Genomic DNA, 17,156 nt, shown 5'->3' on the forward strand with positions numbered 1-17,156 from the left:
GCGAGCGCGTCGCCATTCTCGCATCGTGGAATCAGCAACGACGATCCCGTGAAAACCCCCGCTTCTTCAGCACAGCCTTAGGTCTGCCGCAAATAACGGGGGGATTCTCGTGCTGACTTGTATCCCGTCCACCGGTGCAGGCAAATAACCGATCCGGCAAGGGCAAGCATGTAGGCAGAGGCCGGCCATGAAGAGACACCCGCCTCTCGGCCATGAATGACCGCTGACACTACGAAACGGGCCCGGCGCTCCCGACTTCGGTGCGATCCTCGGTGGGCTGAATGACCGAGTTTTGTCCTCGATGGGCGCTTTCGCCCGCATCATGCAAAATAGCCGCATAAATGCGGAGGATGGCTCGTGGGCGTCAACTTCGACCTGAACGATTTGCAGGCGTTTCGAGCCGTCGTGGAGTTGGGCAGCTTCCGCAAAGCAGCGGAGGCAGTCAACATTTCGCAGCCCGCGCTCAGCCGGCGCATCGAGAAGCTCGAGGCGGCGCTCGGCGTGCGGCTTTTCGAGCGAACCACGCGCAGCGTGACGCTCACCACCGTAGGACGCGTGTTCGCCCCGAGCGCAGAACAACTTCTCGACGACCTCGATGTCGCGTTGCTCGGCATCCGCGACGTCTCCACGAGCCGCCTGGGTCATGTGACCATCGCATGCGTGCCGTCGGTTGCCTACTATTTCCTGCCGAGCGTCATTGCCGCTTATCACAGCCGCTATCCGCGGATCCGGGTCAAGCTGCTCGACTCGAGCGCCAATGAAGTGCTCGGCTCGGTCATCAGCGGCGAAGCCGATTTCGGCGTTAGCTTCCTGGGCAGCCAAGAAACCGAGGTCGAGTTCAAGGTCCTGGTGCAGGAACGGTTCGTCGCCGCGTGCCGCCGCGATCATCCCCTTGCTCAGAAAAAGCGTGTGACCTGGAACGAGCTTTACGAACACGAATATGTATCCGTCGACAAGACTTCTGGCAACCGCCTGCTGCTCGATCAGGCGCTGACCACCGTGGCGCCGAGGAAGCCTAGTGTCTGCGAGACCCACCATGTCACCACCATGCTTGGCCTGATCGAAGCAGGACTCGGTGTGGCCGCCGTGCCTTCAATGGCGATGCCCATGCGCGACCATCCGATTCTGACCAGCGTGCCGCTCGTCGATCCGGTCGTGACGAGACGTGTCGGGATCCTCAGGCGCCGGGGGCGTCCGCTCACGCCGGCCGCGCAACAGTTTTATCAGACAATCCTCGACACGAAGCGCAGCGGCATGGCCGACGCCGCGGCGAAGAAGGCCCCGAAATGACGTTGGCAAGGCCGTTCAGGCTGCTTTACGTCCAGGTCCTGCTCGGCATGGGGCTCGGCATGACCGTTGGCCACTCTGGCCACAGGCCGGCGCATCGCTTAAACCGCTCAGCGATGCGTTCGTCGCGCTGGTACGCATGATGATCGCGCCAATCGTCTTCTGCACGATCGTCACCGGCATTACCTCGCTTGCAAGCGGCTCCAAGATCGGGCGGACCATCCTGAAGGCGCTGGCGTTGTTCTACGTTCTCACGATCGTTGCGCTCGTTCTGGGGCTCGCGACCGCATTCGCGCTGCACCCGGGCGCCGGCCTGCACATCGACGCGCATCATCTGGACACGACGATCCTCGCGCAGTATTCGACGCGCACGCTGTCGCACGGATTCGTCGAATTTGCGCTTCATGTGATTCCGGAGACGCTTGTCGGCGCTTTCGAGAAAGGCGAGGTGCTGCCGGTCCTGCTGCTCGCCCTTCTGTTCGGCTTCGCATTGAATGCGAGCCGAAGCGACGGGCGGCGGGTAGAGGAATTCATCGACGGCATCGCGCACGTGCTGTTCCGCATCCTCGCGATGATCATGCGGCTCGCGCCCGTCGGCGCATTCGGTGCGATGGCGTTCACGGTGGGCCGCTTCGGCATTCGTTCGATTGGCTCGCTCGGCATGCTGATGGTGTCGTTCTATGCGGCGTGTTTGCTGTTCGTCGTCTGCGTGCTCGCTCCACTTGCACGCCTGCATGGCTTCTCGCTCTGGCGGCTGCTGCGCTACATTCGCGAGGAACTCGTCATCGTACTCGCGACGTCGTCGACCGAACCGGTGTTGCCGCGCCTCGTCGTCAAGCTCGAAGCGCTTGGCTGCGACAAAGGCATCGTGGGACTCGTGCTGCCCGCCGGCTATTCCTTCAACCTGGACGGCACGGCGATCTACCTGACGCTCGCCTCCATGTTCATCGCTCAAGCGTGCGACGTACACCTCTCGGGCGGCCAGATCGCGACGATGCTCGCGGTCATGCTGCTCACGTCGAAGGGCGCGGCCGGGGTATCGGGCAGCGGACTGGTTGCGCTCGTCGCGACGCTGGCCGTCATTCCCGATATGCCGCTGGCGGGCGTCGCGCTGCTGGTTGGCATCGATCGCTTCATGTCCGAGGCGCGCGCCCTGACGAGCGTGATCAGCAATGCCTGCGCGGTGATCTTCGTATCGATGTGGGAGCGCTCCTGCGACCGGGTGCGCCTGAAGAACGCATTGAGCCTGGCGCATGAGCCTGAGGATGCCTTCGATCAGCCCGCCGACCTGATGGGCTGAATCGTTGCCTTAGTTTCAATGCGTGGCGACGGAATCGAGCCCGGTCGATGTCACCTCCGGCTGCACGGCGGGCGACGCGAGATAGTCGAGCAGCGCCTTCGCTTCCTTCGGATGCTGTGCGCCGACCGGTATGCCGGCGGCAAAGCGCGTGACGGACTGCATCGACTCCGGAATTTTGCCGACGTACGCCGCCCCCTTCACCGGAAGTAACTCGCTCACCTGCTGAAATCCCACTTCGTAGTCGCCTGTCGCGACAACGGACGCCACCGGAATCTTCGGGATCATCTTCGCCTTGTTCTTCACCTGCTCCTCGATGCCGAGCCGCTTGAACAGCTCGCGCTCGATATAGACGCCGCTCGCGCTATCCGAGTAAGCGATCGACCGGGCATTCAGCAAGGTATCCTTGAGCGCCGCCTCGGATCCGATGTCGGGCTTCGGCGCGCCGTCGCGCACGACCATGCCGATGCGCGAATCCGCGAGTTCGACGCGCGAATCGGGAATTACCTTGCCCTGCTTGATCAGGTCGTCGAGGGCGTAGCCGACCATGATCACCACGTCGGCAGGCTCGCCGCGCTGGAGCCGGTTCGGAATGGCCTCCGGCGACTTGCCCATCGACGGGCCAAGCGCGGTATCGAGCGTATTGCCGGTGGCCGCCGCGAACTTCGGGCCGAGCAGCTTGTAGGCGGCGGTAAAGCCGCCTGAACTCATCACATGCAGATCTGCGGCCTGCACATTCGCCGCAGCGGCGGAGGTGCCGAGCAGCGCCGCGGTGCAGAGTTTCAGAAGAAAGGATTTCATGGGACGATAGAATGTCAGTCTAATGTTCGAGGAGGCGTGCGATGCTTCAGGGAGCCGCATGCAGCGGAACGCGACGGCGCCGGTACAGTGCGAGTGTTGCACCGAGCCCGCACACCGCGGCGAAGCTCATCCAGTAGCCTGGCGCGGCTTTGTCACCCGTCATATGAATGAGCGCGGTCGAGATGACGGGCGTAAAACCTCCGAAGACCGCCGTCGCGAGGCTGTAGGCGAGAGAGAACCCGGCGACGCGCACCTCGACTGGCATCACCTCGGTGAGCGCGACGACCATCGCGCCGTTGTAAATGCCGTACATGAACGAGAGCCAGAGCAGCACAAGCAGCATGTTGACGAAGCTTGGTGCGTGGGCCAGTAGCGACAGCGCCGGGTAGGCGGTCGCAATTGCCAGGATCGTCATCGCAAGAAGGAGCGGACGGCGTCCGATTCTATCCGACAGCGCACCACCGATCGGCAGCCAGATAAAATTGGAGACACCCACGCACAGCGTGACGAGCAGGCTGTCGGCAGTGCTCAGATGCAGGACAGTCTTGCCAAAGGTCGGCGCATACACCGTGATCAGATAAAAACTTGTGGTGGTCATCGCCACCAGCAGCACGCCAGCGATCACGACATTCCAGTTCTGCACGAGTGTAGCGAAGACCTCTTTCATGCTCGGGCGATGCTGGCGCTGTTTAAATTCCTCCGTTTCCTGGAGATTGCGCCGCAGGATGAAAATGAAAGGCACGATCATGCAGCCGACGAAGAACGGCACGCGCCATCCCCACGCGGCGATCGCCGCCGTGTCGAGCCACTGATTGAGCGCGAAGCCGAGCGCGGCTGCGATGACGATAGCCACTTGCTGGCTTGCCGACTGCCAACTCGTGAAGAAGCCCTTGCGGCCCGGCGTCGCCATTTCGGCGAGATACACCGATACCCCGCCGAGTTCAGCGCCCGCCGAGAAGCCCTGCAGCAGACGACCGATGAGAACCAGCGCCGGGGCGAAGAGTCCGATCGTCGCATAGCCGGGCACGAACGCGATCAGGATGGTGCCGCTCGCCATGATCGACAGCGTGACGATCAGGCCCTTGCGGCGTCCGACATCGTCGATGTACGCACCGAGGATGATCGCACCGAGCGGCCGCATGAGGAAGCCTGCGCCGAAGACGGCGAAGGTCATCATCAGCGATGCGAACTCGCTCGCTGCCGGGAAAAAAACAGCGGCGATCTGCGTTGCATAGAAGCCGAACAAGAAGAAGTCGAACTGCTCCAAGAAGTTGCCCGCCGTCACGCGTAATACGGCGGACGTCTTGGACTGCCCGGGGGGCGGGGTGCCTGAGGAGGAATGCATAGAGGTGTCTCCTGAAAATTTTGAACTTTGTGATGTTCGGGCGGATTGTTGTTTGTCGAATATTCGCCCGAACGGCGCGGCACGTTAAGTGCTGTTTTTGGAACGATTGATGTCCGCTGGTTATCAGTGCCGGTGGACGTTCAAGCTACGAAGCGGCACTGGGAAGCGGGCGTGCGCGTGTCCATGTTGCGTCCCCGGTTCAGGTGATCGTCGATTTCCGCCGCGCAGCCGAGCATGCGGGGATAAAGGAAGATCGTAAACGCGGCGGTTTCCAGATCCGTCTCGGTCAGTTCACCACGTCGCAGCGGCTGCCACAGCATCTTCAGCAGCAGCGCTGCGATCACCGCATCGACGTTCACGCAATACACGTTGCGGGACACGCCTGCATCGAACAAGGCCTGCACAAGTTCGCGATAGAACGCATGGAACACGTTGTATTCGCCGCGCTTCTCGCACAGGTCCGCGATGAACACTTCGCGAGGGTCGTGGTTGACCGGCCTGTCCTTGAAGACGGGATGGTTCACGCCTGGCAGCTTCGCGATTTCGAGGCTGCCGGCATGCTTCTGCCGAGCCTTGTAGTTCGCATACCGCTCGACCGAGCGCTCGGCCAGCGAGCGCAGGTCCACGCCATGTCCAGGGTCAGACGGATCGTCGAGGCCACTGTCCCGGAACGCTTCGATCAGGAACGCGATGCCCTCATAGCCGTTGCCGCCATGCGTATAGCCGGTATGCGTGAGAAAGCCGACCAGCGCCTTGTTGAGCTGCACGCGCTCTGGACTTTCCGGACCGTCGGCCGATACCGCGCCTTTCGCACCCTGCGCCGAGATGGCTCCCGGACCGTTGGTGAGCAGCAGACCGACGAGCGTCTTGAAAGCGAACAGATCGTCGGGCCCGGGCTCCCGGTTGAGCAGTGCGGCAAAGCAAATTTCCGTGAGGCTGTGTTTGTTCATCAAAGCTTGCGTGGTAAAGCCGCAGAAGCCGTCAGGACGGTGTCGCGAGGCGTCCGCCGATGCGCCGATCAGCGTCCCGAACAGCATGGTCCACCATGGCAGGCTCTCGGCCGTAACGCGCGAGATGCGCTTGCGCATCAGCGGTCCCCACGCAAGCGTTGTGGTGATTGCGGCGAGTACCGCGTCTGCCGTCGGGTGATCAGGCTGTGACGTGAGCCAGCGGACGACGACCGAATGGGCCCCACGCTCGGCGAGTCCCGCGAGCATCTCCTCAGCACGCGGATCGCTTGAGTCGGCGAAAAGCGGCTCACTGCCGCTCGCGTCGATCCGGGCGATGTCGAAGTTCTCATCGAGCGCGCTCGTAAGGCCGGCTGCCGAGAAGCGATTGGTCATCCATTTTGCAGCATCCCGAGCCGCTCGCTGGCGATTCGGCCCGATGATCGAAGCCGCAGCGGCCAGGATCGCGTTGGGCGCATTTCCGGCCTCGCGAGCGGCTTGCGCCGCCGCGAGTTCCGGCTTTCCGTGCAGATTGATGAACGCGGCGATCGCGACGTCGATGAGCTTCTCGTCGTTTTCGCCGCCGAACTCGTGAAGTAGGGCAAGGCTGACGTTCGCTTCGAGTGAATGCGTCGCTGCGTCTAGCATTGAGGCGCCATGCAGGCTGCTGACCTGCGTTTTCGCATCCATCTGCGAAGCGCCCGATGCGTCCTTGAGCGTCTGACGCGGCGCAATCGCTCCGACCTGGCCGTTGACCTGCAAAACCTGCTCGTCATAGGGCGCGACCGCACCGACCACGGGAATCGCCAGGCCGGACGGAAGCTCGATGCGCTGATCGGAGCCGAACCACGGCTTGAGCGCGAGACTGCCTTCGGGCTCGAAGTCGGGCATCGTCGCGTTGGCGCGCATGACGGCAGTCAACGCAGCCGGGATATGCGCGATGTTCGTGACGACCGCGCCCTTGACCGAGCAGCATGGATCGTCGGGGCTGAAGAGCCGGTCGACGCCGAACTTCTCCATGAACCAGCGTTCCTTCGCTTGCGCGTCATCGGAACCGCCGGCCATCGCGCCCGCATGGCCTACCGCACGCGTCAGCCGGCTCTTCCACCGGCCCACCACGCAGGCGACTACCGGCTTAGTGAAGGTCGCATCGGCTTCGTAATAGCCGCCCGGTTCGCAATAAAGCACGGCGGCCTTGCTGCGCGCATCGTTGGCGAGGGCGAACGCAAATTCCGGCGCGGCGTAGTGGATGTACACGTCCTTGCCGCTCGAAATGACGGTCGACGTACCCCAGCCGCTCATGCGCAGGTACTGCGCGATCGTCGTGCTGAAGCCGCCCGAATTGGAAAAGATGGCAATCGATCCCTTGCGCAGCGAATCGTCCGGATTGTCGCCGCCAAGCGCCCCGCCGATCCTCACGCGATTCCACGAGTCGGCGACGCCCAGCCCGTTCGCCCCGAAAATGTCGATGCCCGCTTGCTGACCCATCGCGCGGATTTCGCGGGCGTCATGCACGGAGATCTTCTCGGTGATGATGAAAATCTTCTTCAGGTCTGGATTCACGCGGATCAGTTCGGCAACGCCGTCGCGGGCGGCCGATGGCGGCAGATACACCACGCCGCAATTGAAGCGGTGCCCCGCCTCCAGCCCTTCGCGGACGTTGTTGTAGACCGGGATATCGCCGATCGACGTGGAGAGCGTTTGTCCCCCCTTCCCCGGCGCAGTGCCGAAGACGATATTGCCGCCCGAGAAGTCATGGCTGACCGGCGTTACGTCCGACGATTCGCCGCCGAGGATGTTGAGCACGCACACGCGATCGTCGCGGGTGGCGATCTGCGCGAGCGAGTTGACGCCGACGAAATACTTGAACGGGTTGCTGTGTTGTTTGTACATGTCGCTCTCCTCAAGCCTGAGCCGTTTCGGTTTTCATCGCGGTCGCGCCGATCCGTGCTGCGACTTCGGCCCGGCCACCCTCGCGCATCCACGCATCCGCCTTGCGCGCGTACTGGATGACCTCACTGATGTCGGAATCGAAACCGAAGAGTCTGTAAGGCAGGCCGAGCGAGTCGCAGGTGTCTCTCAACGCCGCCATGCCTCGCACGAGGTTCGGCCCTCCGCGGCCCAGCACCACGTAGAGCGGCGTCGGTCCATGCTCGCTGAAGTGTTCGCGAAGGGCATCGGCCATCGCCCGCAGCGTCTCGAAGATGTCCGTATTGTTCGACTTGCCGCCGATGATGAAAAGCACGTTCGACTGCTTGAGCCAGTGTTTGAAGCAGATGCGGGCGACTTCCTTCATCTTCGCGTACGGCGGATTGCCGCCGAAATCCGACGAGATGATCGCGGCGTCGCCGAGCATTTCGGTCACGAGCGAGTTGGCGCCGCCGCCGAACGTCGGCGCGAGGATCGTTCCCTTGTCGTTGATCACGTACACATCGCTTTGGCCCTGATGCGTGCGCAACTGATTGATCTCCTGCTCGAAGTCGGAGTAGTCGGCGGCGAACAGGTGTTGCGGGAGTCCTAGGCGCGTCCAGCGCGGATCGTCGCGATCGAAGCCGCACTTGAAGTCGCAGGCGACCGGTGTCAGCCGTCCGTTCCTGTCCTCGCGCATCCGGATCGGATTGAGCTCCAGCGTCGTCATGCCGAAGTCGTGAAAGAGCTCCCAGAGTTTCGGCAACTGCTGCACGAGCGGCGAAATGATCTCCTTCGGCGCGCCGATCTCGCTCAGCGCGTTCGCCACGACGAACGCCTTGAGGCCCGTCAACGCATCGAAAGGCACCATCGCCACGTGCTTCGGATCGACCTCCTCGATATCCATGCCGCCCTTGTGCGAGAGCGTCATCGTCGGCGCCCGGAAGCGGGTGGAGTCGGTAATCGAGAAATAGACTTCATGTTTGGCCGGAACGCCGGCTTCGAACGTCACGCCATTCGCCTTAGCTTTCAGGTGGCCGACGGTATGCTCGGCAAAGTACAACCGCTCTTTTTCGGCCAACGCTGTCTTGAGATCGGTGGCGCGGCCCAACAAGCCCGCCTTGCCCTTCTTGCCAACGCCGCCCTTGAAGACGGGCTTGATGAAAACCTGACGATGACGATCGATCAAGGCCTTGATTTCCTCCTCGCTGGCGCTCGGGCCGAGGATTTCACTCGCCGGGAATCCGACGAATTGCAACAGGCGCGCGCCGTGCAACATACCGGTGATCTGCATGAAGTTGTCTCCTGAAGGGCATTGCTATGATAAAGAAACGGGTTTTCGGATTAGTCGTTAGGCGAATGCGCCAGACGTGACGATCGGCAGCTACAAAACGTTGCGTCGGGGATGCGAGTTCTGATGTGCGCCGAGTTGTCTAGTGCTCGAACCGGTCGAGCCGCTAGCGTGGGCGCGACGTGAGGGGCGATCGCTAGCGCTCGAGATGCGCCGCACGCTGTGCGAAGCCTTGTCTCCGATGCGGTTTACTTTGTTCCGATCTCGGTGGGAATCTTGAGTACAGATACTCACGCCAAATGCGCGACATGATAAGTGCAATTTTCTGAAGCATTGATGTTCGAAGATTATCAATGCGTATGGCACCTTCGCCGCGTCTCTCTTCTTGGCCGGTTGAGCAGACGGCACAGTCCAGGCACAAAATGGTCACTTAGGTAAATGGTCCATTACTCGCGAACGAAGGGACATTCGCATAAGCCGGAGACGCCTGTCCAGAAACCACAGCAACGTCTGACGTACCGAAACAATTGCGCGAACTGGCGAAACACTAAGCGAATGGCCATCCTGCCCGCGCGAATCCGGATCCCGCCCGAGGCGCCGGTCTTCGGTCTTGCAGTAACCTACAGGCGCCGCGACGAGGAGTTCGCCACGTTTTGCCCTCTCTCGCCGCGCTTTCCAGCGGGCGCTGCCGCAGCAGATCCCGCTCGTACTCATTGAGGCTCCCTTTAGCCCGAGCAGCAAACGGTCGTTGCTTTGTCGTGGAGCCTACACGGCTTCCTGATCGACGAGCACCGCGTCAACCACGCGGCAACATCACCCAGCTGTTGCCACTCGCGGCTGTTGCGTGCAAAGCGCGAAACTTCGCGGGCGGCAACCGAATCCTTACGCCCAAGACAGACCTCCGCCACCATGCCGGTGCGCGTTTGCGTTCCGGCCGCGGCGCGCCCCAGATCCTCGTCGATCACTTCGATCTCGTTGCTGCCCAACGGCTGCAGGTGATCCTGCATCGCATACTGCAGTCTCTGGCTCTCCGGGTTATGAATGACCTGATAGGCCGATGTCGATAAAACGACAATTATCGCGCGCGGCTAGCCGGGGGACTCGTTTTGCATCCGTCAAATGGCAGTCTCTGATCGTTCCGCTGCGCCACCGCGGCGGTAGAGCGCGAGCGTTGCGGCCAGCCCGCACACAGCGGCGAAGCTCATCCAGTAACCCGGTGCAGCCTTGTCACCCGTCGCCTGAATAAGGTAGGTCGACACCGCGGGGGTAAATCCGCCGAACAGCGCAGTTGCGAGGCTGAAAGCGAGCGAAAACCCCGCGACCCGGACATTTACCGGCATCACTTCGGTCAAGGCGGCGACCATCGCACCGTTGTACATACCGAAGAAGAACGAGAACCAAAGAAGCACAATCAGCATGCGGCCCAGGCTCGGAAGAGCAGCCAGCCATGAGAGAGCGGGGTAAGAGGTGAGGATAGCAAGCACGGTGATCGCGATCAGGATTGGCCGGCGTCCGATGCGATCCGATAGCGCACCGCCGATCGGCAGCCAGACGAAGTTGGAAATGCCAACACAAAGGGTGACGACCAGGCTGTCGGCCGTAGTCAGTTTCAGAACCGTCCTGCCGAACGTCGGGGTATAGACGGTAATCAGATAGAAGGTCGTGGTGGTCATCGCGACAAGCAACATGCCTGTGAGCACGGTCCGCCAGTTCTGCAGCATCGTCTTGAACACTTCCCTGGCCTTCGGATGATGCCGCCGCGCCTTGAATTCGTCGGTTTCCTGCAAAGAGCGGCGCAGGAAGAAAAGGAACGGTATGATCGCACAGCCGATAAAGAAGGGGATGCGCCAGCCCCACGCGCCGATCTCATCCGCCGTCATCCAGCTATTGAGCGCGTAACCGAGCGCCGCTGCAACGACAATAGCAACCTGCTGGCTCGCCGATTGCCAACTCGTGTAGAAGCCTTTGCGGCCCGGTGTCGCCATTTCTGCGAGATACACAGATACGCCTCCGAGCTCGGCGCCCGCGGAGAATCCCTGAAGCAGCCGTCCAAGCAGCACGAGTCCTGGTGCGAGCATGCCGATCGTCGCATACCCTGGAACGCATGCGATCAGTATTGTGCCGCTCGCCATGATCGAAAGCGTAACGATCAAACCCTTTCGACGGCCCACCTCGTCGATGTATGCGCCAAGCACGATCGCCCCTAATGGCCGCATCAAAAATCCGGCACCGAACACTGCGAACGTCAACATGAGCGATGCGAACTCGCTGCTTGCCGGGAAAAACACTTTCGAAATGTAGGTCGCGTAAAAGCCAAACAGGAAGAAGTCGAATTGCTCGAGAAAGTTGCCACTGGTTACGCGCAAAACGGCACCAATCTTTGACGCGCGGGGATTGGCCGAGTTGGCCAGGGCGGCGGTTGAGGGGTTCACGATGTTTGTCTCCTTGTGTATCTTATTTCGTTGGTGGCACGTCAGGCCTTGAAGCGGCACGGCAATGCTAGGGTGTGCTTGTGCTTGTTTCGACTGCCATTCAGCTGGTCATCTCTCTCTGCGTGACCCAAGACTCGGGGATCGACCAAAAGGGTGAAGGTTGCCATCCTGTCCGGTTCGCCGAACTCCCAACGGTGAATCTCGATCGCCATAAGATCTTCAAAAACAGCGCCGTGATACCGCATCTACGTTCACCAATAGAAATTGCGTACTGCGCGGGGAACTGCTGGACTGGGGACGAATTGTTTCCTTCGGTTTGGCCGATCTCGCCGAGCGCGTTTGCGTCCACGAATGCGTTCAGGCCGCTCAACGTGTCGAACGGTACCCTTTGATTGCGTATGGAAAAAATGGCGATCTCAGAACACGCAACGGCAGGTGTTTTCATCGTCAGTCGTGCCCTGCGCACTCGTCGGCCCACGCCGCGCCCGTCGCGCTACGTAAGGGCGCAGCGAAACGGTCACGAACAAGCTATTCCGAGCCGACCTGCAATCCATTGGCTTGTCGCTTTTCGATAGCCGACTTTAGCAATGCCGCTGAGCGATAAATGCCATGAGCGAATTTCCCGTACGGGAGCGTTGAGAAAAGTGCCAGCACGACCCCCAGGTGTACCGCCAGAAGCCACGCCATCGCAGCCGTATCACGCCACGCCAGGAGCGCTAGTCCCGTCGCGCTGCTCAGCAGCAGCAACGCAATGAACCCCCGGTCCATCGGCCGCTGCTTTGGATCGCCATGGTTAGGGTGGCGGCGCAGGTTGAGCCAGAGCAGACCGGCCGGCCCAACCAGCAGCCCAACGCCTCCGGACACGCCAAGCACAACGGGCAGGCTGAGCAACGCATAAGGCGCATGCAGACCAAGAAAGTAGTGGTAAAACGTCGCTACCACGGTCGCTGCGAAGCACAGCATGAAGCCGTAGAACGTGAAGTGGTGAAATCGACGGCGCGCGAGTGTGAACCGGTCGTCCGACTCGTTGCACCCGTCGCCATGTCCTCCATCAAGGTACGTGAGCCCCAGTACATTCTTTGTCGCTTCGGCAATCGCGGGGGCTGAGGCAGCACCCGAGGACACGTCTCGCCAGAATCGCGTCACGCCGATTCCGAGGGCAAGAATCGCGAATCCGAAGACTGCGCCAAAGATCGCGGCCAGCAGGTTATGCGGGAAGATCGCGTAGAAATCGCCAGCCAGTCGCTCATTGAAGAGCGACCCCCTCAAGGCGATCCCGAGCATCAGGGAAAGCGCAAGACCGATTGCCAGCGCGAGCGAGACAGTCAGGCCGTTTCGCTTGTAAAGCGCGCCCATGAAAGAAGGCCACGCGTATTCAGCGTACGTTTCGACGCGGACCTTCGCCATGGCCGCCGGGACGTTGACCGCGAACTCGTGAGGTGGCGCGTACTGGCATGCGTGATAACACGCTCCGCAGTTGTGGCACAGGTTTGCCAGGTAGTTCACGTCGGCCTTTCCGAACTCGAGCCTTCGGGTCATGGCAGGAAAAACCGCACAAAATCCTTCACAATAGCGGCACGCATTGCATATCTGCATCTGTCGCGCCACCTCAGTCTCGTTTTCGGTGAGTGAAAGGACGCGGATGGTTTGGAAATGTCGCCCGTTCGCGGAGCGATTGCCGCCAGGCCCGGAAGGGGATGCAAGTTCCTGCGCCTCGCGCGCAAGTGCTTCAAGCTTCTGCACGGTGAACTCCAAGTTGTTCGCTCAAGGCCTTCGCCGCCTCGGCGCCGGCGATGCGCCCAAAGGCGGTGCCGATCGACATGCCGACGCCAGCGGTATAACCCTTGCCGAGTACGTTGCCGGCCATCATTTCTCCTGCCACGAACAGGTTTTCGCTTGGCTTGCCGCCGAAATGCACCTGAGCCTTTTCATTGACCTTGAGCCCGAGGTACGTGAACGTAATGCCCGGCTTCAACGCATAGCCGTAAAACGGTGCCGTGTCGATCGGCCGGGCCCAGTGAGTCTTCGGAGGCAGCAAATATTCGGTATGGCAATCGTCGAGCGCCGTGTGGTCGAATGTGCCGACCCGACAGGCGGCGTTGTACTCGGTGATCGTTTGCACGAACGTTGACTCGGGTAGCTCCAGCTTTCGAGCCAGTTCCGACAGTGTGTCGGCCTTCACGCCAGGAAAGACGGGCGGCATGAACCGGCCGATCGCCTTGGCGTCGATAATTGAGTAGCCGATCTGGCCGGGCTGCTGCGCAACCAATCGCCCCCATATTGCGTAGCGCTTCGGCCAGAAGTCCTCGCCCTCGTCGTAAAAACGTTTGGCATCGCGGTTAAGTACCACGCCGAGAGAGACGCAGTCGATCCGGGTGCAGATACCTCCGTCGTACAGTGGCGCGCGCGCGTCGATGGCGACGCAGTGGGATTGCGAAGGGTCGCCAATCGCATCGGCGCCCGCATCGATCATGTACTTAAGTAGAACGCCTGTGTTGAAGCGCGTGCCACGAATCAGGAAGTTGTCGGCGGGCCATTCGCCGCGCTCGTTCTGCCCCCAGGCCTGTCTCAACCATTCGCGATTGGATTCAAAACCTCCGGCGGCCAGCACGCAGGCGCGTGCCTCGAAACGCTCGGAGCCGGTCCTTGCCGCCACAAAGCGATCGCCTTCCAATTCAATGGCGTCCACCGGGGAGTCGTAACGGATCTGTATGCCAAGGGATTGGGCGCTGCGATAATACGCATTGACCAGCGCCTTGCCGCCGCCCATAAAAAAGGCATTCGTTCGGGCTACGTGCAGAGCCCCTGAAAGAGGCGGCTGGAAACGCACGCCATGCTTTTGCATCCATGGCCGGCACGTTGACGACTCACGGATCACCAGGCGCGCGAGACGTTCATTAGTAATACCGCCGGTGACTTTGAGCAAATCCTGCCAGTATTCTTCCTCCGGATACGCATCGATCAGCACATCTTGTGGTGCATCGTGCATGCAGCGCAGGTTGCGTGTGTGCTGGGAATTGCCACCGCGCCATTCGCGGGGGGCCGATTCGAGAAGCAATACCGAGGCGCCTGCTTCGCGCGCCATCAGGGCGGCGCAGAGCGCAGCATTGCCCCCTCCGATTACCAGAACGTCGACCATTTGCGTTGTCTCCTTGTGAGACCGAATGTAGCGGGCGACGCCGTGTGCCGCCATCAGCAAACCGGCAAGAGGTGTTCAGCTTTCGTGAATACGTGTTTTACCTGAGTTTTGCTCCTGGCCAGCGGCCGTCATTCACGAGGGCGCGCGCCACGTCGGCAAGTACGACGCGCGCTCCGAGCCCGGCTGGCGACAATTCGTCATCCGACACGCTGACGAGCAAATTGGGTCTTGTAGCATCGGCATCCGCAACCTGGACGCTTGCAAGTGCTGCGTTCTCGGACCGCGCGAGCGCCGCGCCCGGCTGGATGGTCGCCCCCAAGCCGCCCCGCACAGCGTCCATCAGCATGGCGAGGCCATCCACTTCGGCGGCGATGCGCGGCTCGTACTTCGCCCTTCTGAAAGAGGCGGATAGCAAGGCCCTCAACCCGTGAGACCCGCTCGGCAAAATGAGGGGAAGCTCGCCGAGCGCCGAAATCCGCACTTCGGCGCCCGCGGGCATTCCGGTGAGACTACGAGCGCCGATCACGAAGAGACGCTCATCCAGCAAGGGCATCACGCTCCAACGTTGCGTTAGCTCCTCGTGGAAAAGAATCGCGAGGTCGATCTGCCGCGCACCCAGCATTGAGGCCAGATACCCGGACAGGCTTTCTACCATGCGCAGGCGCACATCGGGATATCGCTCGCGCATCGCGCGCATGAATGGCAGCCCCAGTACACCCGTAGTACTCGGAGCCAGCCCCACGCTGACATGGCCCGACAATCGCGCCTGCCGCGCGGCGAGCGCCGCGTCGTCGACGTGGCGCAATGCTAGTTGCGCCTGCCTCCAGAACGCGAGTCCCGCGTCGGTCGGCACCACGCCGCTGGAAGTGCGTTGCAGCAGTCGAGTCGACAACTCGCTTTCGAGGCGACTGATCTGCTGACTCAGCGCGGATGTGACCACGCCAAGTTCGAGTGCCGCTTTACCCATGCTGCCGTGCTCGATCACACTGATGAAATAACGCAACTGTCGCAGTTCCATCCATTCTCCGCGCAGGTCGTCTTGACCGATATCTTCAACAGTAGCAAAGTAAAAGGCAAATGGCAGGTCCGGCCCTTGCTTCGATAGCTAATGCACAGTGTCTGCTCATCGCTTCGATCATCAATCCAGCATGTCGTGGGATCCGCGAGGCAGATCGGCCCCCGGAGGTGATCGCGCGACTTATCTTCGGTAATGTCAACGACTTGCCTAAAGGGTCATGCGCAACAGTTTCGTCATTGGAAGCGTCTCACTGGATTTAGCACATTGCCGGCAATACTCTCGCGTAGCAATCCCCAAATCCGATGCGTGCAGCGCCGGCCTTTTGGCACCAGCCGCGCATGATGACGACGTCGCCATCTTCAAGAAACGTGCGCTGTTCGCCGTTGGGCAGGTCCACCAGTTGCTTGCCGCCTGCGGTGAGTTCAATCAGGGCTCCGGCCTGATCCAGGGAGGGGCCGGAGAGCGTACCGGTGCCCAAAAGGTCCCCGGGCTGCAGGTTGCAACCATTCACCGTGTGATGCGCAACCATTTGCGCGATTGTCCAATAGGCATGCCGGTAACTGGTGAGGCTGAGACGTGCGCCTGGCGTGCGGGCCGCACGCATCGCTTCCGTTTCAATGCAGACTTCGAGCTGCACGTCGATCGCGCCCGCTTCGCGCTGTTGTGTCGAATCCAGATAAGGCAGAGGCTGCGGATCGCTTTCCGGCCTCGTGAAAGGGACACGATATGGCGCAAGCGCGTCCATCGTGACGATCCAGGGCGAGATGGTCGTTGCGAAGTTTTTGGAGAGGAACGGACCAAGTGGTTGGTATTCCCAAGCTTGGATATCGCGGGCTGACCAATCGTTAAGCAGGCATAGGCCGAATACATGCGATTCAGCCTCAGTGATCGGCACCTGCATCCCAGATTCATTGCCAGTTCCAACAAAGATTCCGAGTTCCAGTTCGTAGTCCAACCGCTTGCAAGGACCGAGCTCCGGTTGCGTCGCGCCTGGCGGGAGCGTCTGGCCAATGGGACGCGAGAACGCCTGGCCCGAAACGCCGATGGAGGACGCACGGCCGTGATAGCCGATGGGGACCCATTTGTAGTTTGGCATCAGGGGATTGTCCGGGCGGAACAGCTTGCCGATATTGGTTGCGTGATGCACAGAGGTGTAAAAATCCGTGTAGTCACCGATGCGTGCCGGAACCGTGTACTCCGCCTGCGCTTGCGGGGCCAGCGTGCCAGCCAGGATCGTAGCCTCGGGCGCGCCTGTGCGCAATGCTCGAGATAGCGCGAGCCGCAGTGCGGACCAGATCGAGGGTCCCATCGCCATCAGCCGGTTCAGACTTGCGTCGCCGCACGCAGTTGCGCCGGAGGCCGCTTCACCCGAGAAAACGCCGCTGCCTGCGGCCGCCCCAAGATCGACGATCTGGTCGCCAATGGCTATGCCACCGCGGAACGCCTCGTCGCTACCCTTGCGGCGAAACACGGCGAATGGAAGATTTTGGATCGGGAAATCGCTTCCCGGTTCGTTTGCCTGCGCGACCCAACTCTTCAGACTCGGGTCGTGCGATTCATTGATCAATGACATACGGTATCTCCTTGGTGCGGATTCAGCGCTGCGCCGGATTAAAATGCTTCTTCAGACCTTGCCAGCAACGGTAGTACTCGCTCTGCAATTGGGACGATTCGAGCGCGTAGCGCGTCGG

At 61.2% G+C, this 17,156-nt stretch carries 12 protein-coding genes and 1 pseudogene; 2 read left to right on the forward strand and 11 right to left on the reverse strand.

What is annotated here, in order from left to right:
* Positions 1–357 precede the first annotated feature (357 nt).
* Positions 358–1,290, forward strand: coding sequence for a LysR family transcriptional regulator (locus AWB67_RS30615; RefSeq protein ID WP_087659878.1), 933 nt, complete (start codon positions 358–360; stop codon positions 1,288–1,290).
* Positions 1,287–2,587: pseudogene (dctA, locus tag AWB67_RS30620) on the forward strand (C4-dicarboxylate transporter DctA). The gene AWB67_RS30615 and the pseudogene dctA overlap by 4 nt, the downstream one beginning before the upstream one ends.
* A 15-nt stretch (positions 2,588–2,602) precedes the next feature.
* Here the strand turns inward: dctA and AWB67_RS30625 are convergent.
* From AWB67_RS30625 to fahA, 11 genes are all read right to left on the reverse strand, one after another.
* A complete protein-coding gene (locus tag AWB67_RS30625; RefSeq protein WP_087659879.1) occupies positions 2,603–3,385 on the reverse strand; it encodes a substrate-binding domain-containing protein in 783 nt (260 codons plus the stop codon).
* Between the two features lie 46 nt (positions 3,386–3,431).
* The gene (locus AWB67_RS30630) at positions 3,432–4,730 is read right to left on the reverse strand and encodes an MFS transporter (RefSeq protein ID WP_087659880.1); all 1,299 of its coding nucleotides are present in this window, start codon (positions 4,728–4,730) and stop codon (positions 3,432–3,434) included.
* A 140-nt stretch (positions 4,731–4,870) separates the two neighbouring features.
* On the reverse strand, positions 4,871–7,570 hold the full coding sequence (locus AWB67_RS30635) for a CoA-binding protein (RefSeq protein WP_087659881.1): 2,700 nt from the start codon (positions 7,568–7,570) through the stop codon (positions 4,871–4,873).
* Between the two features lie 10 nt (positions 7,571–7,580).
* Entirely contained in the window at positions 7,581–8,879 is a 1,299-nt protein-coding gene (locus AWB67_RS30640; RefSeq protein WP_087659882.1) for an ATP-grasp domain-containing protein, read from the reverse strand.
* Between the two features lie 722 nt (positions 8,880–9,601).
* Positions 9,602–9,883: a recombinase family protein gene (locus AWB67_RS41515; protein ID WP_200822349.1), complete on the reverse strand. Its 282-nt coding sequence runs from the start codon at positions 9,881–9,883 to the stop codon at positions 9,602–9,604.
* Positions 9,884–9,991: 108 nt separating this feature from the next.
* Complete coding sequence (locus AWB67_RS30650; protein ID WP_087659883.1) at positions 9,992–11,308, reverse strand: MFS transporter; 1,317 nt, start codon at positions 11,306–11,308, stop codon at positions 9,992–9,994.
* Between the two features lie 100 nt (positions 11,309–11,408).
* Positions 11,409–11,753 carry a hypothetical protein gene (locus AWB67_RS39910; protein ID WP_125477736.1) on the reverse strand — a complete coding sequence of 115 codons (345 nt, stop codon included), beginning with the start codon at positions 11,751–11,753 and terminating at the stop codon, positions 11,409–11,411.
* Between the two features lie 83 nt (positions 11,754–11,836).
* Complete coding sequence (gene tcuB / locus AWB67_RS30660; protein WP_062638765.1) at positions 11,837–13,051, reverse strand: tricarballylate utilization 4Fe-4S protein TcuB; 1,215 nt, start codon at positions 13,049–13,051, stop codon at positions 11,837–11,839.
* The gene (gene tcuA, locus AWB67_RS30665) at positions 13,038–14,447 is read right to left on the reverse strand and encodes an FAD-dependent tricarballylate dehydrogenase TcuA (RefSeq protein WP_062638764.1); all 1,410 of its coding nucleotides are present in this window, start codon (positions 14,445–14,447) and stop codon (positions 13,038–13,040) included. The genes tcuB and tcuA overlap by 14 nt, the downstream gene beginning before the upstream one ends.
* Before the next feature lie 97 nt (positions 14,448–14,544).
* On the reverse strand, positions 14,545–15,465 hold the full coding sequence (locus AWB67_RS30670) for a LysR family transcriptional regulator (RefSeq protein ID WP_087659885.1): 921 nt from the start codon (positions 15,463–15,465) through the stop codon (positions 14,545–14,547).
* A gap of 256 nt (positions 15,466–15,721) precedes the next feature.
* Positions 15,722–17,038 (reverse strand): fumarylacetoacetase, encoded by a 1,317-nt coding sequence (gene fahA, locus AWB67_RS30675; protein ID WP_087659886.1) that lies wholly within the window; start codon positions 17,036–17,038, stop codon positions 15,722–15,724.
* Between the last annotated feature and the right edge of the window lie 118 nt (positions 17,039–17,156).

The sequence above is a fragment of the Caballeronia terrestris genome, from assembly GCF_001544515.1.
Taxonomy (GTDB): domain Bacteria; phylum Pseudomonadota; class Gammaproteobacteria; order Burkholderiales; family Burkholderiaceae; genus Caballeronia; species Caballeronia terrestris.

What these genes read in the sequence shown, in the direction of transcription:
- AWB67_RS30625 (WP_087659879.1), bottom strand. Translation starts at nt 3,385, where the DNA reads ATGAAATCCTTTCTTCTGAAACTCTGCACCGCGGCGCTGCTCGGCACC.
- AWB67_RS30630 (WP_087659880.1), bottom strand. Translation starts at nt 4,730, where the DNA reads ATGCATTCCTCCTCAGGCACCCCGCCCCCCGGGCAGTCCAAGACGTCC.
- AWB67_RS30635 (WP_087659881.1), bottom strand. Translation starts at nt 7,570, where the DNA reads ATGTACAAACAACACAGCAACCCGTTCAAGTATTTCGTCGGCGTCAAC.
- AWB67_RS30640 (WP_087659882.1), bottom strand. Translation starts at nt 8,879, where the DNA reads ATGCAGATCACCGGTATGTTGCACGGCGCGCGCCTGTTGCAATTCGTC.
- AWB67_RS41515 (WP_200822349.1), bottom strand. Translation starts at nt 9,883, where the DNA reads ATGCAGGATCACCTGCAGCCGTTGGGCAGCAACGAGATCGAAGTGATC.
- AWB67_RS39910 (WP_125477736.1), bottom strand. Translation starts at nt 11,753, where the DNA reads ATGAAAACACCTGCCGTTGCGTGTTCTGAGATCGCCATTTTTTCCATA.
- tcuA (WP_062638764.1), bottom strand. Translation starts at nt 14,447, where the DNA reads ATGGTCGACGTTCTGGTAATCGGAGGGGGCAATGCTGCGCTCTGCGCC.
- AWB67_RS30670 (WP_087659885.1), bottom strand. Translation starts at nt 15,465, where the DNA reads ATGGAACTGCGACAGTTGCGTTATTTCATCAGTGTGATCGAGCACGGC.
- fahA (WP_087659886.1), bottom strand. Translation starts at nt 17,038, where the DNA reads ATGTCATTGATCAATGAATCGCACGACCCGAGTCTGAAGAGTTGGGTC.